Genomic DNA, 26,260 nt, shown 5'->3' with positions numbered 1-26,260 from the left:
TTATTATAAACTAAAGTACAGTTTTTGTCAAATAATTTTATAATTTAAAATATATTGTTCGGTTTTTACTTATATCAAAGACAAAAAAGTGGAGAGATTATTTTCTCCACACTTCTTCTCTATCCTAATAATACTCGCCCTGACGATAGTCCCATGAGTTAAAGGTGTCTGACAGGTGCATCATAATCTTATCAATGTCAAGCCCTTTGCGGATTACAACTGGAGCTGGTGAAGTTGAACGTGCTCCCCCTTGTTCTGGGATGAGTTTGCCGTCTTTATCGACCATAGACACCATCACACCTTGCTCATAGCGTGTTTCAATCGTTTTGTCAGGTTGGATAGATGCCACATAATCATCTGCTTCAATGACAAGATCTACTGCTCCTTCGATACGTTCTCCGATACCTTCTACCTTACCACGATTTCCTTTTCCAGATGGGTTTGCAGATGAGGCATAAACCATCTTGCCTTCTTCCCAAAGTTTGGCAGCCAATTGTTCACCCGCTTTCCCAAATTTGATAACAAAACAGCTAGTACCACGCACGTCAGTCATGAGTTCTTCACGGCCATCCCCATAAGCTTTTAGTTTTTCAAAGGCTTCTGGTTTCCAAGGAAGGATACAACCAAGAAGAATATCTTCGTTCCAATGTTTTTGGTAGAAGGCTTCAATTTCTGGGTTGAGTTGTGCTAAAGCACGAAGCTCATCCATGCTACCGCAGAGAACAACACCTGGTTTGTTACGATTGCGTTCTTTGGCTGCGAACTTACGCTCAAGTCCTGCCTTGTCACTAGTCATGATGATGTAACCAACTTTGGTAGGGCAAACGATACAACCGCCCTCACCTTTTAAAATGTCATAGCCTTCTTGTGAAAGTGTTCCGTTCCATTGAATGTGTTTTGTCATAATTCTATTTCCTTTTCTAATTTTCTTCTAATCCTGCCAGTAGGCTGGTCGGTGTTTTTCATAGGTAGCAATCAAATCTTCATACTGCAAAGTAATACCGATATCATCCAAACCATTTAAGAGCTTGTGTTTCCATTCGCTATCGATTTCGAAAGTGAATTCTCCAACTGGTGAGATGATTTTTTGTTGTTCCAAGTCCACAGTTACCTGATCAGTTGGTTTCAAGTGGGCTAGTTTCTCTCTAACCTCTCTGGGCTGAACAATGGGCAACATGCCATTATTGAGTTCATTATTGTAATGAATATCCCCAAAAGACCCTGCAATCACGACCTTAAAACCATAGTCTGCTAAGGCCCAAGCTGCATGTTCCCTCGAAGAACCTGCTCCAAAGTTATCCCCTGAGATAAGAATACTGGCTTTACGATATTCAGGCCGGTTAAAGACAAAGTCAGGATCCTCAGTATAGAGATCATCCAGATAACGCCAAGCATACATGAGGTACTTACCAAAGCCTTTTTTATCAATTAACTTTAGAAACTGCTTGGGTAGGATTTGGTCGGTGTCAATATTATCATTCATAAGAGGAACGGTCGTTCCCGTATAAACTGTAAATTTCTCCATATCCTCTCCTTACTGGGCTTCTGGCATTTGCCGAACATCTACGAATCGCCCTGCAATAGCTGCTGCAGCTGCCATGGCTGGACTGCAGAGATGGGTCTTAGCGCCAAAACCTTGTCTGTCTTCAAAGTTTCGATTGCTGGTTGAGGCACAGTGAACACCATCTGGAACCTTGTCAGGATTCATCCCTAGGCACATAGAGCAACCTGGGTCTCTCCACTCAAAGCCAGCATCTAGGAAGACCTTGTCCAAGCCCAACTTCTCAGCAGCACGTTTCACAGGACGAGAGCCCGGAACCACGATAGCCGTTAAATTAGGAGCAATTTTCTTTCCTTTGACAAATCGAGCCGCCAGTTGCAAATCACTGAGACGAGCATTGGTACATGAACCAATAAAGATATATCCTAGTTCAATATCAGCTGGCTTTTGACCAGGCTCCAAGTCCATGTAATTGTAGGCGCGCTCATCATTCATATCCTTAATTTCTGGGAAACTACTGTCAAAGTCAACCCCCATAGCAGGATTGGTCCCCCAAGTCACCATGGGAGCTAGGTCTGAGACATCCATCCGGATAACTTTATCGTAAACAGCATCATCATCACTGACAATTGTTTTCCAATCCGCCACAGCCTCTTCGAAGTCCTCTGGAACACACTCGCGTCCCTTGAGATAATCATAGGTGGTTTGATCTGGATTCATGATTCCCATCTTAGATCCAAACTCGATGGACATATTGCAGATGGTCATTCGCTCTTCCATACTTAGTGCATCAATCGCTTGCCCACGATATTCCACCACATAGCCAACACCACAGGCAACTCCATACTTGGCAATCAAGGCGAGAATATAATCCTTAGAATAAACTCCTTTTTGAGGAACACCAGTGAATTCCACCAGCATTTTCTTGGGTTTGACCTGCCAGATGGTCTGTGTCGCAAAGACATGCTCAACTTCACTGGTCCCAATTCCAAAGGCGATAGCTCCGAAAGCCCCGTGGGTTGCCGTATGGCTATCTCCACAGACGATGAATTTTCCTGGTTGGGTCCGTCCTGTCTCTGGACCAACCATATGAACGATTCCTTGTTTCTCAGAACCATGGGCCGCATGTTCGATCCCGAATTCCTCAACATTTTCAGCCAGTTTATCAATTTGAGCCTTAGAAATCACATCTCGAATATCGTAAATATTGATCGTCGGGACATTGTGGTCAAAGGTTCCAAATGTCAAGTCTGGTCGTCTCAATCTGCGACCTGCGTCTCGCAGTCCTTGAAAAGCCTGAGGACTGGTCACTTCATGAATATAGTGCTGGTCCACATACATGAGTTGGGGCTGCCCCTCTTCTCCTGTGATGACATGACGGTCCCATAATTTATCAAAAATCGATTTTCCTGCCATCCATTACCTCCAAATAAAATATAAGGCTACTAGTGTAGACACCATTCCGAGAAACCAAACTGTTTTAAAGTACCATTTTCTAGTCTTGTGATGAAAAATGATTCCTGCTAGCCAGGCACCAAAGCCACCACAAGTAAAGGCTAAAATGAGTAAGATTTTCTCTGGGATGCGCCATGCTCTTCTCCTTGCCTTAGATTTGTCAATGCCATAAGTCAAGAAAACCATAACATTCCAAATCAAGAGGGCAAGAGTAATTTTTTCGTCTAACTTCATAACCTTGCAATAATAGCTTCTGTCATTTCCTTGGTCGAAGCCTGACCTCCTATATCTCTCGTTAAAATTCCTGCTGCCAAACTGGCTTCTACTGCACGTTCGATACGCTCTGCATCCTCATAACGTCCAAAACTGTCTCTCAACATCATGGCCACTGATAAAATCATGGAGATAGGATTGGCAATTCCTTGTCCTGCAATATCAGGCGCTGAACCATGAATGGGTTCATAGAGGCTTGGACCCTTTTCAGAATGACTGGCTGATGGCATAACTCCAAGTGTGCCAGATAAGACGCTTGATTCATCAGATAGAATATCTCCGAAAAGATTCTCTGTCACGATAACATCAAACTTGGCAGGATTGGTAATCATGAGCATGGCAGCTGAGTCGACTAGCTGGTGCTCCAAGGTTACATCTGGAAAATCCTGCGCGACTTCCTCAGCTACTTTTCGCCAGAGTTTTGAGGTCGCTAAAACATTTTGCTTATCGATGCTGGTAAGGATTTTTCTGCGATTTCTTGCGATTTCAAAGGCCTTGCGAATAATCCGCTCCACTTCCTCATAGCTATAGTCGTTGATATCACGCGCTTTTCGCTCTTCAAGGATATGGTCCCCAAAGTAAATCCCGCCTGTCAACTCACGCACCACGACAAAGTCTACACCAGCAATTCGTTCTGCTTTGAGTGGTGACAAATGTTTAAGACTGTCAAAGATTTTTACAGGGCGAATATTGGCATAGAGATTGAGTTCCTTACGGAGAGCTAGCAGACCTTGTTCAGGGCGAACCGCTGCTCCATCATACTGAGGACTACCGATAGCCGCTAGAAGAATGGCATCTGCTTCTCTACATGCCTTGAGGGTTTCATCAGGTAAGGGATGCCCTGCAGCATCGATACCTGCACCTCCGAAAGGTCGTCTATCAATCTCATAGTCAAAACCTGTTTTTTCAGCTAGAGCCTCCAGAACTTCTAAACCAGCCTCCATGATTTCTGGGCCAATTCCGTCCCCTGCTAGAGCTACTATTTTCTTTGTCATAGCATTCTCCTTTACACACTAGGCATGTCACGATAGGAAACACTGTGCCCTATCTCACCAGCATTCTCTTTTTGAACAAATGTATTAGCATTGATGTAGGCAATAGCCGAAGCCTTCAGTACATCGAAATCAAGACCTGCTGCATTAAAGATGGTTTCTGTATCTCTGTTTTCAACAGTTACCAAGACCCGAGCTTGGGCATCAATTCCATCTGTCACAGCGTCAATAGTATAGGACACCAAGCGGACGGATTGATTAAAGAACTTGTCGATAGCGTTGAAGATTGCCTCAACAGAGCCTTGCCCTGTCGCATTAAATTCGACCTTCTCATCATCCATATTGGCTAGGCTAACGAGCGCTTCAATGTCATTGTCTGCATGAGTTTGAAGTTGTAAATCATCAAAGTGGAAGCCTTCTGGGTTTTCAACCATAGTTCCAGCGACCAGCGCACGAATATCTGCATCTGTGATTTCTTGTTTCTTATCGGCCAGAGTCTTGAACTTAGCAAAGAGTGGTTTGATGTCCTCTTCTGTAAAATCTAGGGCCAGTTCTCTTAGTTTCTCAACAAAGGCATGACGACCTGACAATTTTCCAAGTGGAAGGCTATTACTCTTAACTCCAACCAATTCAGGTGTGATAATCTCATAAGTAAGAGGATTTTTAAGGACTCCGTCTTGGTGAATACCAGATTCGTGAGAAAAGGCATTGCCACCAACGACGGCCTTGTTTTTAGGAACTGAAATACCAGAGAAGCGAGAAACCATTTCAGAAGTATTGATGGTTTCATTTAAAACAATACTGGTCTCTGCTTGGTAGTAATTTTGTCGAATATTGAGAGCCACTGCAATTTCTTCCAAAGCAGCATTTCCTGCTCGCTCCCCAATACCGTTGATAGTTCCTTCGACACGTCCTGCCCCATTTTTGACAGCGGCAAGGCTATTGGCAACTGCCATTCCAAGGTCATCGTGGCAGTGAGGTGAATAGACAATCTGACGATCTGTCTTAACATTCTCAATCAGGTGTTTGAAGATAGCACCGTACTCTTCTGGAGTGGTGAATCCAACCGTGTCAGGGATATTGATATAAGACGCCCCCGCATCTACCGCAGTTTGAACAACTTGCAAGAGGAAATCCAACTCTGTTCGGGTCGCATCCTCAGGAGAGAATTCAACCACTTCAAACTTAGAACGGGCATAAGAAACATGCTCCTTGATAGCTTCCAAAATCTCTTCCTTACTCTTATTAAGCTTATACTTGCGGTGAATCGGACTAGTAGCAATAAAAACGTGAACCTGTGGATACTTGGCATCCTTTAGGGCCTCATAACAAGCATCGATATCAGACTTGACCGAACGTGCCAAACCAGTCACCGCTGTTTTCTTCAAGACCTTAGCAATCTCCTGCACTGCCGTAAATGAGTCTGGACTAGCCGCCGGAAAACCAGCTTCAATGGCTGAAATACCCCATTTCTCCAGCTGTCTTGCTATGGCAATTTTTTCTTTAATTGAAAAGTTAACACCTGGTGTCTGCTCACCATCTCGAAGGCTAGTATCTAGAAATTCAACTGTTCTCATAAGATTTCCCCGTTTCTAAATTCGGTTTTAAAAAAACATCTCGCTCGGAGTTCCAAGCGAGATGTTGATTCACTCCCGCTTGGTAAGCCAAACAGGACTAATGCTTTTGCACTAGCCCGAGTACCTCAACAACAAAGCAAATTGATTAAACTTAGCTGTTTTCATGTTTGACTTTCTCCTTCGTTTGATATCTTGTTTAGTATTTTAGCATAGGAAAAAACACATGTCAAGAAAAAATCCAATATTTTCTGAAAATTTCTTCAGTAAAGAATATTTTGCTAATTGAAAGTTCTTGAAATGTTTCATTTTTTAATAGTTAAATTCCAACTTCTTTCTATCAATTCCAGTACTTCTTCATCTGATAAAGTATCATCAAGCGCCACACTTATCCAATAGCGCTTATTCATATGAAAGGCTGGATAAATGCCCTTGTGTGAAAGCAAATCAGCTACTTGGTCATGTTTGAGATTGACTGCTTCCACTTGCCCTTCTCTGCCCTTTTCCAGCTTATTCCAAGAAATTTTCATCAAAACAGCATACCACTTTTTATTGCCTTCATGTCTTAACACTGCCGTATCAGGCGATTTCTCCCACAGATACTCCAACTGATTACCATATTTTTCCTGAACTTGAGTCATGATTCGCTTAGTCTGAGGATAGATAAAATCTTGCACATCAAAACAAGCCTTCCGAATCTGGTAAAGAATCTCCAGACAAGCCTCACGGACATTTCCGACAAAACTTCCTCTCATACTTTCCATATGGACTTGAGGATAGAGGTCACCCGTTTCCTGGTCAAAGACTTGAAAGCTCACATTATCAACAGTAATGGATACAGTCATGACAAAGTCTCCATCCAAAATCTGGAAACTATAGGTCCAGACTCCACTATTTTCTATAAAACCATAAGCATGAGCCTTTTCTTGATTAAATTGATAGGATTTAAAAATTTCAAACATAAGCGAAAACTGCTACCCAAAGCTAGCAGTTCCTTTCTATTTTTTAAAAGACAACCTTGGTTCCATGTAATTGTGTCACGCCCAGTTGGTCGATAAAGATTTGACGGTTGTCAAGGTCAATCCCCCCACCTGGTAGAATTTCAATCTTACCTTTAGCGTGCTCTAAAATTCTGTGATAGTGAGCAAAACGTTTTTCTAAGTAATCCCCAGACACACCAGCGCGAGTTAGTATACGAGTGACACCGGCTTGGCTGAGCCAGTCAATAGCTTCTAACTGGTCTTCTTCGCTCAATTCATCAAAGGCCATATGAAATACAATTTCCATTCCTTTTGACGCAGCTATCAACTTCTCCAGATTAGGCTTATCCAACTTCTTATCAGCAGTTAAAACCCCAAATACAACTCCTTGACTTCCAGCCTGAGCAGCCAACCGAATATCTTCTAGCATAATTGCAATTTCTAGTTCATTATAGACAAAGTCGCCACCACGTGGACGAATCATGGTCATGATGGTCGTATCGTAGTTAGCTGCCAATTCAACCGCTGCCTTAGTCACTCCATAGCTGGGTGTTGTCCCACCAACTGTAAGATTATCACAGAGTTCGATTCGACGAGCTCCAGCCTGCATCGCTTTTTCAAGCAAGGTCACATTTTCAGCACAAAATTCGTAAATCATTTGATTCTCCTTGAAGATTACTTTGAATTTATTATATCATATTGTTGTGAATATGCTTCCAATTTTATCAAGGCAAATAACTACTATTTTAACTATTCTTTGTCTGGAATAACCTTAAAGAGATAATAGGTGATAAAGATGGTCAAAGCTCCCAAACCGATTTTGACTGGTAAAAGAGGTGCAAAATAAATGGAAATTCCCATCAAGATGTAGATAGAAACGACGATTTTTTTCTTACGTTCACGCGCAATAGACTTAGTCTCGCGAAAATCAGCTACATATGCTTGATAGAGCTTGGTATGATACAACCAATCTTCGAAGCGCTTGGAACTTCTTGAAAAACAAGCAATAGACAACAAAAGAAAAGGCGTTGTAGGCAACAAGGGTAAAACAACCCCAATAATAGCCAAGGCTAGTGATAAAAAACCAATGATAAGATAGATAAAACGCATAACTTCTCCTAGTTAAAATAATCTTCTTCTAGTTTCGCATACAATGATGAATTTTGTCAAGCTCTAACCAAAAAGAGCCTGAAATTCACTTTCAGGACTCTCCTCTTATTTAATCTTTTCTTCTTCGTAATCACCATTACTGCAAACAACCTGCTTGCCACCACCACGGACTTTTTTCTCCATGAGGAAGTTGCCACATTTTGGACAGTCACGACCAACAGGCTTGTCCCAAGAGGTAAATTCACATTCTGGATAGCGATTGCAACCATAGAAAAGTCGGTTACGTTTGGTTTTACGCTCAATGATTTGACCTTGATGACAGCTTGGACACTCAACACCAATTTCTTTCACGATTGCTTGGGTATGACGGCAATCTGGGAAATTGCTACAAGCGTAGAACTTGCCAAAACGACCAAGTTTAATAACCATTGGACTGCCACACACTTCACAGTCAAATCCAGCTGGCTCATCCTTAATTTGGATTTTTTCCATTTCTTCTTCAGCCTTGGCGACTTCTTTAGAGAATGGTTTGTAAAAGGCGTCAATGACACGTTGCCACTGCTCTTTTCCGACTTCTACGTCATCCAGTTTGCCTTCCATTTCAGCTGTGAAGGTCACGTTTACGATATCTGGGAAATATTCAACGATGAGCTTGTTAACAATTTCTCCCAACTCTGTTGGTTCAAAGCGTTTGGCTGCAAGGCGAACATAGTAACGTTTCTGAATGGTTTCAATGGTTGGTGCGTAGGTTGACGGACGGCCAACCCCATTTTCCTCCAAGGTCTTGATCAGTGTCGCTTCGGAATAACGAGCAGGCGGTTGTGTGAAATGTTGCTCTGGTTTGCTATTGACCTGCTTGACCATATCTCCAACAGCCATATCTGGTAACATCTTATTCTTATCAGAATCATTATAAATGGCAAGATAACCATCAAACTTAACCTGACTACCATTGGCAGCAAATTGAACTCCATTTTGAGACAATTTAACAGCCATGGTATCAAAGACAGCAGCTGTCATCTGGCTCGCCACAAAACGATTCCAGATAAGGGTATAAAGCTTGAGCTGATCCTTGTCCAGATACTTAGCGATGCTTTCGGGTGTATTAAATACACTAGATGGGCGAATAGCCTCATGGGCATCCTGAGCACCGGAAGCATTTTTGACCTTGCTACCATGCTTAGAGTACTTGCTACCAAAACGGTCCGTAATGAAGCTTGCTGCTTCGTTCTGTGCCACTGGACTGATACGAGTCGAATCGGTACGCATATAGGTAATCAAACCTTGCACCCCAGACCCAATATTAATCCCTTCATAGAGCTGTTGGGCAACCATCATGGTCTTTCGAGTACGGAAATTGATTTTATTAGCCGCATCCATCTGCATAGATGAAGTGGTATAAGGTAAAGGAGCATTGCGTTTGCGCTCTTTCTTATCCACCTGATCCACTGAAAAATCTTTACCAGTCAGACGAGACAGAACTTCCTTAACATCATCGTTGCTAGTCAGTTTTAACTTTTTGCCATCTACTCCATAGAAAGCAGCCTGGAATTGCTTGGTTCCCTTTTTAAAAACAGCATCAATTGTCCAGTATTCTTCTGGCTGGAAGGCATTTATTTCATTCTCACGATCAATGATGAGTTTAAGGGCAATGGACTGTACGCGCCCTGCTGATAAGCCCTTCTTAACCTTCTTCCACAAAATAGGCGAAATCGAATACCCTACCAAGCGGTCCAAGACCCGACGAGCCTGTTGGGCATCGACCAAGTCCATATCAATCTTGCGCGGTTCTTTAAAAGCATTTTTGACCGCATCCTTGGTAATTTCATTGAACACCACACGGTTGGCATCATTTTCATCCAAGTTGAGAATATGGGCCAAATGCCAAGAAATCGCTTCTCCTTCACGGTCCGGGTCACTCGCCAGAAAGACTTTATTAGCTTTTTTAGCTTCTTTTTTCAAGTCATTGATGAGAGGACCTTTTCCTCGGATATTGATATATTGCGGTTCATAATTATTTTCAATATCGACGGACATACTGGATTTCTTCAAATCACGGATATGCCCGACACTGGCTAAAACCTTGTAGTTTCTGCCTAGATATTTCTCAATCGTTTTCGCCTTAGCAGGCGACTCCACGATGACTAGATTTTTTTTAACTGTTGATTTTTTCTTTTTTGTTGCCGTAGCCACAGTATCACACCTTTTCAAAGTAATAAACTTTATAAAGTGTAAACCATTTTGCCATAACTGTCAAGACTTAGCTACTATATATAGAAGAAAAGTTTGTCCAGTAAGCGGACTTTCTTCTTATACTCAATGAAAATCAAAGAGTAAACTAGGAAGCTAGCCGCAGGCTGTACTTGAGTACGGCAGGGTGAAGCTGACGTGGTTTGAATTTGATTTTCGAAGAGTATTAAAATTCAAATTCTGCAAGAACATCCTGCCCACTGGTGACCAATTTTGCCCCTTCTTGAATCAAATGATGGCAACCGTCTGATAGTCCATCTAAAATGCTACCAGGAATAGCAAAGACATCGCGTCCTTCTTCCATTGCTCTCTCACAGGTAATGAGACTACCTGAGCGCATCTTAGCCTCTGCTACAATCACGCCACGACAAAGTCCAGCAATGATGCGATTACGGGCAGGAAAATGAAATTTTAGAGGTTGTTCACCAGGTCCATATTCACTTAGAACCAGATGGTCATTGCCGATGTAGTCTTGCAAGCGTTTATTGGCTTTAGGATAAAACACATCCAGTCCTGTTCCAATCACTGCAATGGTTTTTCCGCCATTCTGAAGAGCTGCCATATGAGCTGCTGTGTCAATGCCCTTGGCTAATCCACTGACGATAACCAGTTCATTTTCCAATCCCTGAATGACTTTTTCAACTGACTTAGCTCCCTGTTTGCTACAAGCACGACTTCCTACGACTGCTACCTTCGGGAATTTCAAGAGGTCAATATTTCCCTTGTAAAATAAAAGTACAGGCGCATCATATATTTCACTCAAATCCCAAGGGTAACAGTCATCTAAAATAGAGAAAGATGGAAATTTTTGAAACTCCTTCTCCAAATGCGCATCGTCTATCTGAAAATAACGTTCCATAAAAACAGCTGGATTTCTGCAACCTGATATATCTGCAATATCTCCTAACAACAGTTCTTGATCGAAATTTTCACCATATTCTAGGACCTTCAAAACCTGTTGATTGGTCAAACCTGATTTTTTCAACTTATAGATTTGATAGTTTGTGATTTTCATAAATAACTCCATTTCTTTTTCTACTCATCTATTTATTCGTAAAAAATCAAAAAAACATCCGACTATTTCAGCCAGATGTTGGAATTTTTAATTTTCGTTTTTAAGAATTTCTTCTAATTTATGATAGTCTTGGACACTATCGATTTCATAGATGCTATTGCCTTCTAATTCTTCAACATAGACATCCAACTCTTTGATATTATCCTTAACCATATTGTCCCAATAGAGATCAACAAATTCACCACTCGCATAAGCCTTGTCGATAAAGCTGACAATCTTTTCTGCTGTTGGAGCATCCCAGAAGGATACACCACTAAGAATGCGACCTGCCTTGCTATCAACAATGATGTCTTGAACCTTGTAGTCATCTCCATAGACCAAGAACCATTCGTTGGTACAATCTTCACGATAAACACTAAAATAAGTCGAACGTGTCAAATCATTGCGGAACATATTTTTAAAGAGATAGTTATCTGCATCAATAACATAGCTGTTAGCTAATTCTTCTTTTACAAGATAGAGAGAGTAAAAGTTATTGTATTCAGCGTATTTATCATTAAAAACGAGGCAAACACCGTATTTTTCTTTTAAGTAATCAAATTGTTCTTTAAGATAACCAACGATGATGATGATGTCATTGATTCCTTTTTCTTTTAGAAACTCAATTTGGTATTCAATCAAGGGTTTTTGATTAACCTGAACCAAGGCTTTAGGGGTATTTTCAGTCATAGGACGCAAGCGAGTTCCCAATCCCGCTGCTAAGATAATGGCTTTCACACGAATCTCCTTTATTCTTTAATAATAATATAAACTCCAGCAATAACGACAAGTGACGTAATAATGGTCAGCATATCTAGCGGTGCACTCAAGAAAACAACTGCAAACAAGACTGTCCATACTACATAGCTCACATTCAAGCCTGTGGCCTTGGCTGGTTGCAAGCGATTGATAGCGATATAATAAGCCAAGTAGGAAATCATATCAAAGGCTGCAAAGACAATCATAAGACCAAGCAATTGTCCATTGGCCACTTCTGCAAATGACTGATGAGAGAAGAGCACAATCACAAGATAGGACAAGAATGAAGTTACTTGACGGATTAAGAGGGCTTCGATTTCACTCAATTCACTTTCCATGGCAAAAGAGCTAAGAACACTCTCACTTCCCCATGCAATAGCACAAACTAAAGCACAGAGAATACCAATATAGAAGGAATTGACCTGTTCAACCTTATAAGTTTGGGCAATAATCCCTCCAATAATTAAGACAATCCCAAATACAGTATTTTTCGAAATCTTGTGCTTCAAAAAGAAGAAAGCTAATAAAACTGAAATCGCAGGGTAGATAGCCGATACAGATGACGCTAAGGAACTTCCGATATACTTAACCGCATAAAGGTTAGCCTGCATACCGATAGGACCTGCTAGCAAGGCTCCGATGATAACACTAACATTGCGAATATTTAAGAAAATTGAGAGACGAACTTTTCCTTCTTTTACCAAGAGAAAAGCTAGTAAGATAAAGATGCTCAAAAAATCATGAGCAGCAGCCACTACAAAGGGCGACAAGTCAGTAAAAATCGAAAAGATATAAGCACTAATCGTTAGACCTAAACCCCAGAAAATACCTGAGAGTAGACCAAAAGAAACTCCATTTTTATTTTTCATCTGAACCTCCATAATTAGCCAGACCTTTAACAGCTCTTTGGTAACGAGTCACACCATAATCACCAAAATCTGCACCTTGCTCTTCTTTATAGACTGTCCATAGACTCCAAATAGCATCTTGTAAAATTTTATAAATGGAAATCTTTTCACGAGAGACAGGTGTTTGCTCACTCTCATAGTGAGACAAGAAGGCTTCTTCCTCTTGACGAGTGAATTCAGATTCTAAAAAGAGGGCAGCCAAATCCCACATTGGATCGTTCATGGATGAATATTCCCAGTCAATCAGATAAAGTCGTCCTTGTGGTGACTCGATAAAGTTTTCAGGCACCAAATCGATATGACAAGATTTTCTGTCAACACCTAAGTCAGCCAGTCTTTTCTCTAAGGAGAAGACTTCTTCTCGAACAGCTTCATAGTTGGCATAAGGGATTTTTTCCTCAATCAAAGATTCGTATTTTTTGATTTCTTCAAAAGGAGCAAATTCTCCTCTTAATTCCTTACCAGAAGCATGAATCGTTTGTAATATTGGAGCAATTTTATCAAATTTAGTCTTGATTGACGTTGAATCAAGCGTAATCGCAGCTTCGATATACTCATTAACTTTGATACCAGCTTCAATATCAAAAAGATAATTTTTTACATCTAAGTCTAAATCCTTTAGTAGTTCAAGATTGTACTTTTCATCTTGACGATTGATCAGCTTTTCTGTCCCTTTACCAAAGAACTTAACGATGTATTGCTTATTTGTTGTTTTGACCAAATAGTTTTGATTGGTCATTCCCCCCAATTGTTCAACACTGAGGACTTCCTCTTCTTGACTAAGTAGGGAAGAAATTTTCTCTTTAATGATTTTCTCCACAATTAACCTCCAGCACCTATACTTCCCATTTAAACACAGTTTTAAATGCTGTATTTAAATCGGTCGCAAAGACACGGTGAATATCTTTAATTTCTCTTACAGGTTCTTCTAGATAAAGGATATTTTTAAGACGATTGGCAAATTTCTTGACTTCCATCATTTGGATTGCATTTTCAAAATCAATGCGACCAGAACGAGAGGAACCAACCAAGAGCAAGCCTTTTTCTAAAGCATCGCGTGTATTGAGATTGACTTTGTATTCGCTAACGCCCATCATGAGAATCGTTCCCTGAGAACGAATATAGCGAATCAAGTCATTAATAGCTGGTCCAGTACCATCACCACCACAACACTCAAAAGCATGGTCAAAGACCAAATCTTCGGGAATATTATCAGTGATATAGCATTCTTTGGCAAAAGAGAAAAGTTCCAATTTTTCCCAATGACGACCAATAACCACAATCTCTGCTTCTGGCAAAGTATAGTTGATAATATTAGCAACCACAAAAGCTAAACTTCCATCTCCGATAACGGCGATTCGGTCCCGCTTGCTATGAGCAAGGGTCAATAGACGATTCATAGCGTGCATGCCGACACTGACAAACTCTGTAATCGCTGCAACCGTGTCTTCAATAGCATCATAAGCCACCACACGGTCTTTAGGGAGAGAAACAAACTCTCTCATAAAGCCATCAAATCCACTAGACAAGAAATGGGTCCCTGTCATGTAGTTTTCATAGAATTCTTCATCACTCTGCATAGGAGGCTGATTAGGAATCATGACAACTTTTTGACCAACCTCATAGGTTCCCGTCGGGTCAGAAATAACGGTTCCACATGACTCGTGAATCATTGCCATTGGAAGCTTTTTATTCAAAATCTTTGGATCACGTTTTCCTTGGTAGTAACGCTGATCCGCATGACAGACAGCCATGTAGTTGGGACGGATAAGGATATGATTTTCTTGGTCAATAGCCTCTTCCTGATATTTGACATTGATAAACTTAGGCTTAGTTAGTTGATAAATTTGATTAATCATTTTACTAGTCTTTCTCAATCATACTTTTTGCAATCTTCAAATCTGTTACTGTTGTAATCTTCAGATTTGAGTATTCACCCTTGGCCAAGGCTACATCTTTTCCTTTGATCACAAAGATTTTACATGCATCTGTCAAGATTTCCTTCTCTTCATCAGAAAGAGATCCATAAAGGTCCATGAAGTCCTTGCAACGGAATGTTTGAGGTGTTTGTCCTTGATAAAGGTGAGCACGATTTGGAATATCTGTAATGAATTGACCATTGGTACTTTCAACGATAGTATCTACCGCTTCAACTACTGTGTCCACTGCGTCATGATTTTGCGCAAGTTTGATATTGTCCTGAATCATGCGAAGTGTAATAAATGGACGAACAGAATCGTGGGTAACAACGATATCCTCTGGAGTAAGCGGACGATAAGCATCAATGGCTTCAATGATTTTCTCAATACTTGTATTGCGGTCAGCACCACCCTTTGTAATGATGATACGATCCTTATGAAGAGGTAGATATTTATCTACAAGAGCCTCTGCATGGGAAACCCAGTCTCCATGAACCCCAACCACAATTTTTTCAATGCTTGGTTCCAAGATAAATTTTTCAATTGTATGAATCAAAATAGGTCGATCACCTAGCTCTAAAAATTGTTTTGGCAAGTTACTGATTCCCATGCGTGTGCCAGTTCCACCAGCAAGAATTCCTGCATAAATCATCTATTTTCTCCTTTGTCTTACTAAAAAAACTTATTCTCTCTATTATACCACAATCTAGTCCTATCATAAAAGAAATACTAGTCATCCCGTTCTAGAATAGGAGGATTATGCAGTTCCATTATTCAAAGAAACTAGTCCATTTCTAGTAATGACTAGGAATTCTGTAGTCATTACCAATAAATGGCTGTGAAATTTTAGAGTTCTTCAGAATAATATACTTTCCTTAAAAAAATCTTAAAATTAAGATTTGAAACTTCAAAGTGATTGCTTGACTGCATTAACTTTTTGAAGTAATAATGATATTATCGTTATACAGAAACAAGGTTTCCCCCTTGGCTCACATAATTAGGTTTACAGAAAAAAATCAGCGATTCTCGATTGTTGACTTTTTCTTTTCCAACTAAGAATAAATAGTTGCTTGACAGAAATTAAAAAAAGAAATACACTAAGAATGTAAAAAAGCCTTATTCTTCAAGGATAAACTTTTCTAGCGTTTGGACAAAAACTCGCTTCAAAATCATGACCACCCGTCAAACGGGTGGTTTGAACCAGGGCGATAAGCCCAAATTACCAGAGCCTGAGACAAAATAGTTCTCGACTACAAAAAAGCTAGAGATTTCCAATTGTGGAACTCTAGCTTTTAATTTTGAGCCGTTCTCTTATTGTATTTTAGGAGGTTATTGGCCATAAGTACCAATCCCATGTCAATTCTCACTTGACGCTTCCCTCTCAGATTACATTTCTTGTAACCCAAACAAGCCTTTATCTGCCCAAAGACAGGTTCCACATCAATCTTGCGTTGAGCGAAAATCTGTCTACCTTGGGGAGATAAAAGCGCCTGACATTCTTTAGCTTTCAAGTACTGATAGCGTTCGTTCATATACAGTCCCTTTTGAGGGGCTGATTCAGGTTCATCAGCGTAGTAAACCTTGATTTCCTGTTGAAAGTCCGTCTGTGTTTTCTGATGTTTGATATGGTGAAAACGATAGCACCAGCCATCAGGATGTGTGTAGCTATCCTCCTTGTCATTATAGTGCCAATTCGCTAAGTTTCTAGCCGACTGTTTATACCCTCTCTTCTGTTCCTTGTCAAACATGGCATATTTAATCAGATGGTTTACCTGCTTTTCATCTAAACGAAGGAGGTTCTCTTCACTTCCATATCCAGCATCTGCGACAACTGTCTGTACGTCATGTGGATAGGTTTCAAGGAAGGGGAGAAGAGTCTTAGTGTCTGTCGGATTTGAGAAGACATCATAGTGAAGAACAAATTGATTTTCAGTAGCGATTTGAAGATTATATGCAGCCTTGAGTTGGCCATTTTTCATATGGTCTTCTTTCATTCGCATAAAAGTGGCGTCTGTATCTGTTTTGGAAAAGCTGTTACGTCCTTCAAAAGTTTCTTGATAGTTCTCATATTTTTCAGTACGTACTGAAAAATCATCCTTGACTTTACGCAAGACTTTCTTGAGTTTCCGACGTTGAGTTTTACGTTCGTCCTTTCCTTTAACGGGTGTCTCCTCAATGTCCTGGTTCAGTTTTTCTAATTCTTCTTCAAGGATTTGAGCGAATTCAATCAACTGCTCTGAGGAGATAGGCTCTTGTGTATCCAGTTCGATAGCTTGATGGATAAGTGGAGTGATTTCTTCTTGAAAATAGACTTGTATCTGTTCTTGAAGTTTGGCGGAGAATTTCTCTGTCGCTTTCTTCCACACGAAACTATACTTGTTGGCATTGGCTTCAATCTTAGTCCCGTCAATAAACAGACAATCTAAAGTCACTAACTCTTCCATTTTTAAACGAAGATTGAGGTCGATGAAAAGATCACGAATGAGTTCTTCCATCCCTTCAGCGACTCGAAAACGATTGATGGTGCGATAGCTAACAACCAACTGTCCTGTTAGGTATTGCATAGCGAGATTTTCAATCATCATTTTTTCAATTTTTCGACCAGAGAAAATCCCTTGTGAATAGGCAAATAGAAGAGTAGATACAAGCATTTTTGAGGGATAAGACGGGCGACCAAAGGCATGATAGAAGGCGTGGAAATGACAATCCTCCAAGGTCTTTACCACTTTTTCAATAGTAAAGACAAGATGGTCTTGTGGCAAGAAAGAACTGATTTCTAGTGGTAAAGTTGTTTGATTTGTGTTATAGTGAATATGCATAGGATAACCTTTCTAAATGGTTTATTAAGCAATTCTATTTTACCAAGACTATCGTAACCATGCAAAAAGAGGCTAGGACAAAAGTCGAACATTAAATATAAAAAGCGAACAAAACGAGTTATCTGACACTCAGAATTCTGTCTTGTTCGCTTTTTTGTCTAATCTATCGATTTTAAAAATTTATAATAAAGAATTCTTAAAATCAAAATCTTTTTGTCCCAGCCTCTTTCACGTTGTTCAAGCCTCATTGCTCTTGACTAGTCACTTGCCTCTCAAAGAGGCTTTAGGATTACTTACCACTATCCCTAAAGGGATCCTCATACTCTTTTACACTTAATTTATCTAGTGCTATATCACGCTTTACTCGTTCTCAAATTTTCATACTCGTGAAGAAATCATCCACTGGATAATTTCTTTACTCTCGGATATATTTCTTAATTGTATCTTCATTGAGTCCCACCATACTCACATCATAACCTTTCGCCCAGAAATGCCGATTCCCAAACTTATACTTTAGGTTGGCGTGTTTGTCATACATCATGAGTGCACTTTTACCTTTTAAATGCCCCATGAAACTTGAAACACTTATACTCGGTGGAATACTGACTAACATATGTACATGGTCTGGCATTAAGTGACCCTCGATAATTTCAACTCCTTTATAACTACACAAGCGATGAAATATTTCTCCTAAACTACTTCGATATTGATTATAGATTACTTTTCGTCTATACTTAGGGGTGAACACAATGTGATACTTACAGTGCCACTTTATGTGCGATAAACTATGTGCCTTTTGTGCCATATTTTTCTCCTTTCGCTTTACAATTGGCTTGAACACCTTTATTGTATCGCGTTTGGCGTTTTTTGGGTATAACCTTCGACGCGCACCCGCATAGCGGGTGGTTTATTTGTCTCGCACCTAACGGAGCGAGACAGACTAATAGTCACATAATAAAAAACGTTGATTTAACAACGTTTTACCAAGGAATGCAAAATAATGCAAAGGAATAATGGAGCCGGTGGGAGTCGAACCCACGTCCAAACACCTGCCAACATATTTGTCTACAACCATAGGTTATGTATTAGTTTAACAGTCCCTCGACACATAACTCAAGCCTAGAAACTGCGAGTCTATCAATCTCTTATCAAGTCGCTAGACAAGACTTGATCGTATCTCGCTAATAATAAGACCTGTCATTGAACACGAGCAATCCAAATCGGGTCACGCCTGCTGGTTTTTAGGCAGCTAGAGCGTAAGAAGTGTTATTTTTTGCAGTTATATTTAACTGAGCGTTTACGTCGCCACACGAGTCGCAAAATATGCCTCATAATGCCTGTCGAATCCGTAACGACCCCAAAAGACAATAAAACCATTATACCTTATCTAACTCAAAAATGCAAAAGGGAAATCGACTAACTATAAAAGATAGTCTTTCAAAGCTTTGGTCAAAACCTGATAACCAGTAATACTAAGGTGCAACCCATCAGTTGTATAATATTTTTTGAGTTGGCCTGCCTGGTCTGTCAAACTATCAAAAACTGGCACAAATTCCACCTGCATATAGGCAGAAACAAGCTCTTGATAGGCTTGATTCCACTCCTGGATCTTTTCATTCGTGCGAATATAAACCGTCTGCTTGTACTCCTCGCCTTCATTAACTGGCAAAATGGAAAGCACTTTAATCTCAGTCAATGGATAATCGCGAGCAATGGATTGTATGATAGCTTCGAGATTATTGAGAGCCTCATTCACAGGCACATCTTTTCCGATATCATTTGTCCCAATCAAAAGGAAAATTTTATCTACTGCTCCACCGTACAGATGCGCATCTAGATTCTCTAGTAACAGCCCTGTCTGATAACCTCGAATGCCTCGATTGACAATCGTCTTTGCAATCCCAAACAACTCCTGCAGAGGATAATATTCGACAATAGAATCCCCAATAAAGAGAATATCTGGCTCTAGAACAGAAACCTGATTTAAGTGACGATACTTGGTTTGGATTTTTTCTTGTTCCTTTAGGAGCCAATTTTCTAATAACTGTACTGCCACTTCATTCTCCTTTTTCTAACCAGTTCTCCAAGACTTGGTAAACTCCTCCTTGGCTGTTAGCTGGTGCTAGAGCAGTCGCCACAGCTTTGGCCTTGTCATCAGCATTTTCCATCGCATAGGCAATTCCAGCCATTTCAAGCATTTCAACATCATTTTCACTGTCACCAAAAGCCATAATTTGTTGGGAGTTCAAATCCCAACGCTTGAGTAATTCTTCCAAGCCCCATGCTTTATGAATTCCCGCTTGGAGGATATCAATGCAACCATATCCACTCGAAACAGCCCGAACACGGCCATCAAAGAGGTCATTAATCTCTGCCAAGACCGAACTCAAACGCTCCTCACCAACAACCATACTCATCTTGAGAACCCCACCAAAGAGGTCAGATGTTAACTCATCCACAAAATGCATCCGTTGGTAGAATTTTTCAATCATTTCTGGAGTCATAAAACTTTCAAGATCTGTAAAAATCGTACCTTTCTTGACGAAACCACCCTTCATCCCCGTTACAACAAACTGGTCCTGACACGCTCGAGCCTCAAAATGAGCCAAAGCCTTATCAACAATGGCATCATCCCAAGTCTGAGCCTGAATCAGTTCATTATTTTCAAAAATACGAGCACCGTTAGCAACAACCAAAACCACTCGATCCACCAAGTGCTCCAGTAGTTGCCTCATGCGGTGAATTTCATTCCCCGTCGCGATGACAAAACGAATACCCCTTTGATCCAACTGATCTAAAATCTTTTCCAAGCGTGGGAGATCAAGCTGACCTCTAGCATCTAGCAAGGTCCCATCCATATCTGTCGCAATTACTTTAATCTTCATTTTCTTTCCTCTGGATTCAAGCTAATCCCACTTCAATCCTACATGTTCGTTCATTTCTTTATAAGCTGCATCAATTCGTTCCTTAGTCGCTTCATCTAACTGGTCACGATGACTACCACCCTCGATAAAATCTTCTAAGATATAGGTTTGATAATGATATAAAGGATAGCCTTCTGGTGAAAAGGTTCCCTTTGGTGTACGATTGACCCAAGTAGGGTGAGCTTTAGCTGTTCCGATAATTGTTTTTCCATCCTTCTTCTTAATAGTCACGTCCATAAGAACACCACGTTCAGTCCACTTAGCATTTTCCACACCTTCCATGGTCTCAATTCGTTGATTTGAAATGAAGTTCCCCATTGAATAGATAATGAGTTTCTTATCCCCATCTTTTTCAACAATTTCAGACGGTTCAACTACGTGAGGGTGACCTCCAAATATAATATCTGCTCCCCAATCAATCATCTTGTGATATAAAGCTTTTTGCTCTTCAGTCGGTTCTATGCGATACTCAACCCCCATTTGCGGCATGATAATGGTGATATCTGCTTCCTTTTCCGCCCGTTCAATTTCAGACTTCATTTTATTCTCATCTAAATCTGAAAGATAGTGATTATAATCCTCTTGAGAAATATTTTGCTCAATTCCATTAAATCCATAAGAATAAGCCAAAAGTGCAACCTTGATACCATTCACTTCCTTAATGACCAGCGGAGCCTGATCACGTGGCTCATGCGTATAAACTCCAATTGGTGTTATTCCTGCTTTTTCGATAGCATTTGCCGTTGAAATAACTCCCTCAATTTGCGAATCCAAAATATGATTATGAGCCAAATCTAGCACATGATAACCTGCATCCTTAATGGCATCCATAACTTCAGCAGGAGCATTAAAGAGAGGATAACCTGCTAAATAATGATCCTTATTAATGGTTCCTTCAAAGTCACCGATAGCTAAGTCGGCTTGCTTAAGCCAAGGTGTCACATACTCAAAATTCTCATGAAAATCATACGTTCCATCATCCTTTTTTGCTGAAAAGTAAATAATATCATGATAAAGCAAATCACCATGAGCCATAATTCTAGCAGTTTTTTCCTCTTCCTGCTCCTGAGACTTTTTCTTAGTTCCTTCTTGAGAAGTAGTATCTCGTTTTTGAATGGTCATAGGCATGCCTTGGAAGCTTTCAAACAACAAGACCAAGCCCATTGATAAAGCAACTGCTAGCAAGAGTACCGCCACAAATCCCTTGTTGCTCCACTTACGATAACGTCTAAAAAAGTTGACTAAACCTTTCACAAAACGAAAAACTGGTCCACGTTTATGTCTCTCTTGTCTTCTTTGCATCTTTATTCTCCCTACTTTCTTATGCAAGCCTTTTCTTTTTATTATATCACAGATAAGCAATTCTTTCACAATTGAATTGAACTTCCTATCTATTTTCTGTAAATCCTAAAGGCTGTAATACTTTCAATCCTTGTCATTTTGTGATATCATGTAGAGGTAATGAAAGGAGAGAAAATGTCTGCTATAGAACGTATTACAAAAGCTGCTCACTTAATTGATATGAACGATATTATCCGTGAAGGGAACCCGACTCTACGCACGGTTGCTGAGGAAGTTACTTTCCCTCTATCTGACCAGGAAATTATCCTTGGCGAAAAAATGATGCAATTCCTCAAACATTCCCAAGATCCTGTCATGGCTGAAAAAATGGGGCTACGAGGTGGGGTTGGACTTGCTGCTCCCCAATTGGATATCTCAAAACGCATTATCGCTGTTTTAGTACCAAATATTGTTGAAGAAGGTGAAACTCCAGAGGAAGCTTACGACTTACAAGCTATTATGTACAATCCAAAAATCGTCTCTCACTCTGTTCAAGACGCTGCTCTTGGCGAAGGAGAAGGCTGCCTCTCTGTTGACCGTAACGTGCCTGGCTATGTAGTTCGCCATGCTCGCGTTACTGTTGACTACTTTGACAAAGATGGAGAAAAACACCGTATCAAACTTAAAGGTTATAACTCCATTGTTGTTCAACATGAAATTGACCACATTAACGGAATCATGTTTTACGATCGTATCAATGAAAAAGACCCATTTGCTGTTAAAGATGGTTTACTAATTCTAGAATAAAGAAAATCCCGTTGCAAGACGGGTTTTTGTGTTATAATAGAGGCATGAAAACAAATGATATTGTCTATGGCGTCCACGCCGTAACCGAAGCCCTTCTTTCAAACACAGGAAACAAACTTTACCTCCAAGAAGATCTCCGAGGTAAGAATGTTGAAAAAGTCAAAGAACTAGCTACAGAAAAGAAGGTGTCCATTTCTTGGACTTCAAAAAAATCCCTCTCTGAGATGACTGAAGGTGCTGTTCACCAAGGTTTTGTTCTACGAGTGTCCGAATTTGCCTATAGCGAACTGGACCAAATCCTTGCCAAAACACGCCAAGAAGAAAATCCACTCCTATTGATTCTGGACGGGTTAACCGACCCTCATAATCTAGGTTCAATCTTGAGAACAGCTGATGCGACCAACGTTTCAGGTGTCATCATTCCCAAGCACCGTGCTGTCGGAGTTACTCCTGTCGTTGCCAAAACGGCCACAGGTGCTATCGAGCACGTTCCGATTGCTCGAGTGACCAATCTGAGCCAAACTCTGGACAAACTCAAGGATGAAGGCTTCTGGACCTTTGGAACGGATATGAATGGTACTCCTTGCCACAAGTGGAATACAAAAGGGAAAATCGCCCTCATCATCGGAAATGAAGGAAAAGGTATCTCTAGCAACATCAAAAAACAGGTCGATGAAATGATTACCATACCTATGAATGGACATGTTCAAAGCCTTAATGCCAGTGTTGCTGCAGCCATTCTTATGTATGAAGTTTTCCGAAATCGCCTATAAAAGAGGCTGGACAAAAACTAACTTCTAACTAAAAGCACACAGTGATTTCAGCTTTGCTCACAATCAAGCTGAAATCACTGTGCGTTTTTTGAATAGCTAATTTGTAGATTGAATTCATGAACAATTTTGTAAAATACATGCTCATGAAAATGAGTTCTATCTCTAATACGCTGGCCTACTTGTCTCTAACACACACTCTGAACACGCCAAAAATATTCTCTAATTTGCGAAAAACGAGATCAGTTGCCATCTTACATTTTGCATAGATTCTAGATTTTTTCTTCAATATATCATGTGTTCTGAACGAAGTTTCCTAAAGAAATTCTAAGTTGTATCGTAACAAATTGATTTTTGAGTTCCTTATATAAGAAAATGAGCATCTCCAACTACGAGAATGCTCATTTTTTAGGATTGTATAGGCATATTTTACATATGTTTCAAACGTTCAATCCGTTCTGAGATAGGTGGATGGGTATAAAAGAGTTTTTGGAACCCTCCCCCTTTCTTGGGATCATTGATATAAAGTGCACTGCTGGCATCATCGACAGGACGACTCATCGGTTTACTATTATCCAACTTACTTAGAGCATTTATCATTCCTTGAGGATTGCGCGTCAACTCAACACTGGAAGCATCAGCTAGGAATTCCCTCTGACGAGAAATAGCTAGTTGCACCAAGGTTGCAGCGAGAGGTGCCAGGACAATAGCTAGGAGAGAAACCACTAGCATAATGATTTCAAGACCATTTCCTTCTCGGTCATCGTCACTTCGTCTGCGACCTGCGCCACCCCACCACATCATACGACCTGCCATACTAGAAAGCATGGTGATAGCACTAGCAAGAGCGACGGCAATAGTCGAAATACGGATATCGTAATTACGAATATGACTGACTTCATGTCCCATAACAGCTTCTAGTTCTTCACGATTCATGATAGCTAGGAGACCTGACGTCGCAGCAACTGCTGCATTTTGAGGATTAGAACCTGTCGCAAAGGCATTTAAGGCTGGATCATCAATGATGAAAACACGGGGCATAGGAATCTGAGCAACCATAGCCATATCTTCCACTACATGGTAGAGGTCTGGTGCCATTTGTTCATCAACCTCACGAGCCCCATTCATGGACATGACAATCTCTGTCGATTGAAAAATCATGGACAAGGCATAGATAAAGCCGATAATCAGCGCGATAACCAAACCACCAAATCCTGACCGCATAAAGAGGTAACCAACCGCATAGCCAACAAGAGCTAAGAGTAGGAAAAATACCAGCAACAAAATCCATGTTTTTCGTTTATTGCTTGCAATTTGATCAAACAACATCTTAGTCACCTAAACCGCTAAAATCAACTTTAGGTACTACCTTTTCCTCTTCTGGTGTTTGAAGGAAATCTGCTGCTTTAAATCCAAACATTCCAGCGATGATATTACTTGGGAAAGTTTCTAATTTTACATTATAGTTGCTGACAACACTGTTATAGAGTTGACGAGAGTAAGAAATTTTATTTTCTGTGTTTGTCAACTCCTCTTGCAATTTAACAAAGTTAGCACTAGCTTTCAAATCTGGATAGCTTTCTGCAACTGCAAAAATACCTGAAACCTGACGAGTAAGGGCATCACTAGCTTTCATAGCTTCTGCTGGTGAAGTCGCTGCCGCCACTTGGTTACGCAGTTCTGCTACCTTTTCAAGGGTAGAACCTTCATATTTGGCATAACCTTTTACAGTTTCAATCAAGTTTGGCAAGAGATCATTTCGACGTTTCAACTGAACATCAATCTGACTCCAAGCCTCCTTTGTTTGCATACGATTCTTAACCAAACCGTTATAGCTAACAATCACAAAAATAACAATAAGAGCGATAACTCCAAGAATAATCCAAGTCATTTTTATAATTCCTTTCTGTTTTTAGATTAGTACCAGTATATCAAATTTTTAATGATTGTGGTAAAATAAGATGATACTAAAGAAGGAAATAACTATGAAACCAGAAACATTTTACAATTTGCTTGCCGAGCAAAATCTTCCACTTTCGGACCATCAAAAAAAACAATTTGAACGTTATTTTGAGCTCTTGGTTGAGTGGAATGAAAAGATTAATTTAACAGCCATTACAGACAAGGAAGAAGTCTATCTCAAACATTTTTACGATTCGATTGCACCCATTCTTCAAGGTTTGATTCCCAATGAAACTATCAAACTTCTTGATATTGGAGCTGGAGCGGGATTTCCTAGTCTACCAATGAAAATACTCTATCCTCAGTTAGATGTGACTATCATTGATTCACTCAATAAGCGCATTAACTTCCTCCAACTCTTGGCTCAAGAACTGGATTTGCACGATGTCCATTTCTACCATGGACGTGCAGAAGACTTTGCCCAAGACAAGAACTTCCGTGCTCAATATGATTTTGTAACGGCTCGTGCGGTTGCCCGCATGCAGGTTTTGTCTGAATTGACTATTCCCTACCTTAAGGTTAGCGGAAAACTATTGGCACTCAAGGCCAGCAATGCGCCTGAGGAGTTATTAGAAGCTAAGAATGCCCTCAACCTCCTTTTTAGTAAGGTCGAAGACAATCTCAGCTACGCCTTACCTAATGGAGATCCGCGTTATATCACAGTGGTGGAAAAGAAAAAAGAAACGCCAAATAAATATCCACGTAAGGCTGGCATGCCCAACAAACGCCCGCTTTAAACTTTTTAGTAAAAAAATATTTACAAAGTTTGTAATTTTTGCTATACTATCACAAGCAAAGGTTTTTAATGTCATCCCGTGAGGTGACGAAGACGCAGAAATATTTAAAACTCTTTAAAGTCTAGATTTTAAAGAAGTCTTACTCTGAGGGCCTATTGCTGTAAAATAATGGGCTCTTTTTTGAT

25 protein-coding genes, 1 other RNA gene and 1 pseudogene are annotated in these 26,260 nt (G+C 40.3%); 3 read left to right on the top strand and 24 right to left on the bottom strand.

Annotation, left to right across the window (positions count from 1 at the left end):
- Positions 1 to 124: 124 nt before the first annotated feature.
- The 22 genes and pseudogenes from HT717_RS01035 to HT717_RS00930 form a co-directional block, all read right to left on the bottom strand.
- The gene (locus HT717_RS01035) at positions 125 to 904 is read right to left on the bottom strand and encodes a Sua5/YciO/YrdC/YwlC family protein (RefSeq protein ID WP_049539789.1); all 780 of its coding nucleotides are present in this window, start codon (positions 902 to 904) and stop codon (positions 125 to 127) included.
- Between the two features lie 27 nt (positions 905 to 931).
- Entirely contained in the window at positions 932 to 1,525 is a 594-nt protein-coding gene (gene leuD, locus HT717_RS01030) for a 3-isopropylmalate dehydratase small subunit (RefSeq protein ID WP_173304168.1), read from the bottom strand.
- 9 nt (positions 1,526 to 1,534) lie between these two features.
- Complete coding sequence (gene leuC, locus HT717_RS01025) at positions 1,535 to 2,917, bottom strand: 3-isopropylmalate dehydratase large subunit (protein WP_061087915.1); 1,383 nt, start codon at positions 2,915 to 2,917, stop codon at positions 1,535 to 1,537.
- A 3-nt stretch (positions 2,918 to 2,920) separates the two neighbouring features.
- Complete coding sequence (locus HT717_RS01020; RefSeq protein WP_061087914.1) at positions 2,921 to 3,190, bottom strand: DUF1294 domain-containing protein; 270 nt, start codon at positions 3,188 to 3,190, stop codon at positions 2,921 to 2,923.
- Positions 3,187 to 4,224: a 3-isopropylmalate dehydrogenase gene (leuB, locus tag HT717_RS01015; RefSeq protein ID WP_061087913.1), complete on the bottom strand. Its 1,038-nt coding sequence runs from the start codon at positions 4,222 to 4,224 to the stop codon at positions 3,187 to 3,189. Before leuB ends, HT717_RS01020 begins: the two co-directional genes overlap by 4 nt.
- 11 nt (positions 4,225 to 4,235) lie before the next feature.
- Complete coding sequence (locus HT717_RS01010) at positions 4,236 to 5,798, bottom strand: 2-isopropylmalate synthase (protein WP_061087912.1); 1,563 nt, start codon at positions 5,796 to 5,798, stop codon at positions 4,236 to 4,238.
- 302 nt (positions 5,799 to 6,100) lie between these two features.
- Positions 6,101 to 6,757: an MmcQ/YjbR family DNA-binding protein gene (locus HT717_RS01005; protein WP_061087911.1), complete on the bottom strand. Its 657-nt coding sequence runs from the start codon at positions 6,755 to 6,757 to the stop codon at positions 6,101 to 6,103.
- Between the two features lie 43 nt (positions 6,758 to 6,800).
- Positions 6,801 to 7,433, bottom strand: coding sequence for a copper homeostasis protein CutC (locus HT717_RS01000; protein ID WP_049550669.1), 633 nt, complete (start codon positions 7,431 to 7,433; stop codon positions 6,801 to 6,803).
- 92 nt (positions 7,434 to 7,525) lie between these two features.
- Positions 7,526 to 7,885 (bottom strand): YbaN family protein, encoded by a 360-nt coding sequence (locus tag HT717_RS00995; RefSeq protein WP_049550668.1) that lies wholly within the window; start codon positions 7,883 to 7,885, stop codon positions 7,526 to 7,528.
- Between the two features lie 105 nt (positions 7,886 to 7,990).
- Positions 7,991 to 10,078, bottom strand: a complete 2,088-nt coding sequence (gene topA, locus HT717_RS00990) for a type I DNA topoisomerase (RefSeq protein ID WP_061087909.1) — start codon at positions 10,076 to 10,078, stop codon at positions 7,991 to 7,993.
- Positions 10,079 to 10,301: 223 nt separating this feature from the next.
- A complete protein-coding gene (gene dprA / locus HT717_RS00985; RefSeq protein ID WP_173304166.1) occupies positions 10,302 to 11,150 on the bottom strand; it encodes a DNA-processing protein DprA in 849 nt (282 codons plus the stop codon).
- A gap of 87 nt (positions 11,151 to 11,237) precedes the next feature.
- Entirely contained in the window at positions 11,238 to 11,927 is a 690-nt protein-coding gene (locus HT717_RS00980) for a sugar phosphate nucleotidyltransferase (protein WP_061087907.1), read from the bottom strand.
- Positions 11,928 to 11,938: 11 nt separating this feature from the next.
- Complete coding sequence (locus tag HT717_RS00975) at positions 11,939 to 12,817, bottom strand: DMT family transporter (protein WP_061087906.1); 879 nt, start codon at positions 12,815 to 12,817, stop codon at positions 11,939 to 11,941.
- Positions 12,807 to 13,676 carry a phosphotransferase gene (locus tag HT717_RS00970; RefSeq protein WP_173304164.1) on the bottom strand — a complete coding sequence of 290 codons (870 nt, stop codon included), beginning with the start codon at positions 13,674 to 13,676 and terminating at the stop codon, positions 12,807 to 12,809. The genes HT717_RS00975 and HT717_RS00970 overlap by 11 nt, the downstream gene beginning before the upstream one ends.
- Positions 13,677 to 13,692: 16 nt before the next feature.
- Positions 13,693 to 14,715 (bottom strand): ribitol-5-phosphate dehydrogenase, encoded by a 1,023-nt coding sequence (locus HT717_RS00965; protein WP_173304162.1) that lies wholly within the window; start codon positions 14,713 to 14,715, stop codon positions 13,693 to 13,695.
- A 4-nt stretch (positions 14,716 to 14,719) separates the two neighbouring features.
- Complete coding sequence (locus HT717_RS00960; protein ID WP_173304160.1) at positions 14,720 to 15,427, bottom strand: 2-C-methyl-D-erythritol 4-phosphate cytidylyltransferase; 708 nt, start codon at positions 15,425 to 15,427, stop codon at positions 14,720 to 14,722.
- Between the two features lie 640 nt (positions 15,428 to 16,067).
- Positions 16,068 to 17,588 (bottom strand): IS1182 family transposase, encoded by a 1,521-nt coding sequence (locus HT717_RS00955; protein WP_345890434.1) that lies wholly within the window; start codon positions 17,586 to 17,588, stop codon positions 16,068 to 16,070.
- Between the two features lie 295 nt (positions 17,589 to 17,883).
- Positions 17,884 to 18,399, bottom strand: a pseudogene (gene tnpA, locus HT717_RS00950) (IS200/IS605 family transposase).
- A gap of 206 nt (positions 18,400 to 18,605) precedes the next feature.
- Positions 18,606 to 18,953: a transfer-messenger RNA gene (gene ssrA, locus HT717_RS00945) on the bottom strand.
- Positions 18,954 to 19,014: 61 nt separating this feature from the next.
- Complete coding sequence (locus HT717_RS00940) at positions 19,015 to 19,650, bottom strand: GDSL-type esterase/lipase family protein (protein WP_173304156.1); 636 nt, start codon at positions 19,648 to 19,650, stop codon at positions 19,015 to 19,017.
- A gap of 1 nt (position 19,651) precedes the next feature.
- Positions 19,652 to 20,479 (bottom strand): HAD family hydrolase, encoded by an 828-nt coding sequence (locus HT717_RS00935; protein ID WP_173304154.1) that lies wholly within the window; start codon positions 20,477 to 20,479, stop codon positions 19,652 to 19,654.
- 21 nt (positions 20,480 to 20,500) lie between these two features.
- Complete coding sequence (locus HT717_RS00930) at positions 20,501 to 21,820, bottom strand: CapA family protein (RefSeq protein ID WP_173304152.1); 1,320 nt, start codon at positions 21,818 to 21,820, stop codon at positions 20,501 to 20,503.
- 174 nt (positions 21,821 to 21,994) lie between these two features.
- Here HT717_RS00930 and def point away from each other — a divergent pair, with 174 nt between their 5' ends.
- On the top strand, positions 21,995 to 22,606 hold the full coding sequence (gene def / locus HT717_RS00925) for a peptide deformylase (protein WP_173304150.1): 612 nt from the start codon (positions 21,995 to 21,997) through the stop codon (positions 22,604 to 22,606).
- Positions 22,607 to 22,650: 44 nt separating this feature from the next.
- A complete protein-coding gene (rlmB, locus tag HT717_RS00920) occupies positions 22,651 to 23,379 on the top strand; it encodes a 23S rRNA (guanosine(2251)-2'-O)-methyltransferase RlmB (protein WP_173304148.1) in 729 nt (242 codons plus the stop codon).
- A gap of 426 nt (positions 23,380 to 23,805) precedes the next feature.
- On the opposite strand, the gene htpX is transcribed toward rlmB, so the two are convergent.
- Both htpX and HT717_RS00910 read right to left on the bottom strand, forming a co-directional pair.
- Positions 23,806 to 24,705, bottom strand: a complete 900-nt coding sequence (gene htpX, locus HT717_RS00915) for a zinc metalloprotease HtpX (protein ID WP_033680396.1) — start codon at positions 24,703 to 24,705, stop codon at positions 23,806 to 23,808.
- Between the two features lies 1 nt (position 24,706).
- A complete protein-coding gene (locus HT717_RS00910; protein WP_033680397.1) occupies positions 24,707 to 25,267 on the bottom strand; it encodes a LemA family protein in 561 nt (186 codons plus the stop codon).
- A 94-nt stretch (positions 25,268 to 25,361) separates the two neighbouring features.
- Between HT717_RS00910 and rsmG the strand changes: the two genes are divergently transcribed.
- The gene (rsmG, locus tag HT717_RS00905; RefSeq protein WP_061759751.1) at positions 25,362 to 26,075 is read left to right on the top strand and encodes a 16S rRNA (guanine(527)-N(7))-methyltransferase RsmG; all 714 of its coding nucleotides are present in this window, start codon (positions 25,362 to 25,364) and stop codon (positions 26,073 to 26,075) included.
- Positions 26,076 to 26,260 lie beyond the last annotated feature (185 nt).

This window comes from Streptococcus sp. 959 (assembly GCF_013277075.1).
Lineage (GTDB): Bacteria > Bacillota > Bacilli > Lactobacillales > Streptococcaceae > Streptococcus > Streptococcus pseudopneumoniae_C.
The sequence above is the reverse complement of the archived record's forward strand: the minus strand, read 5'-3'. Positions and strand labels throughout refer to the sequence as shown.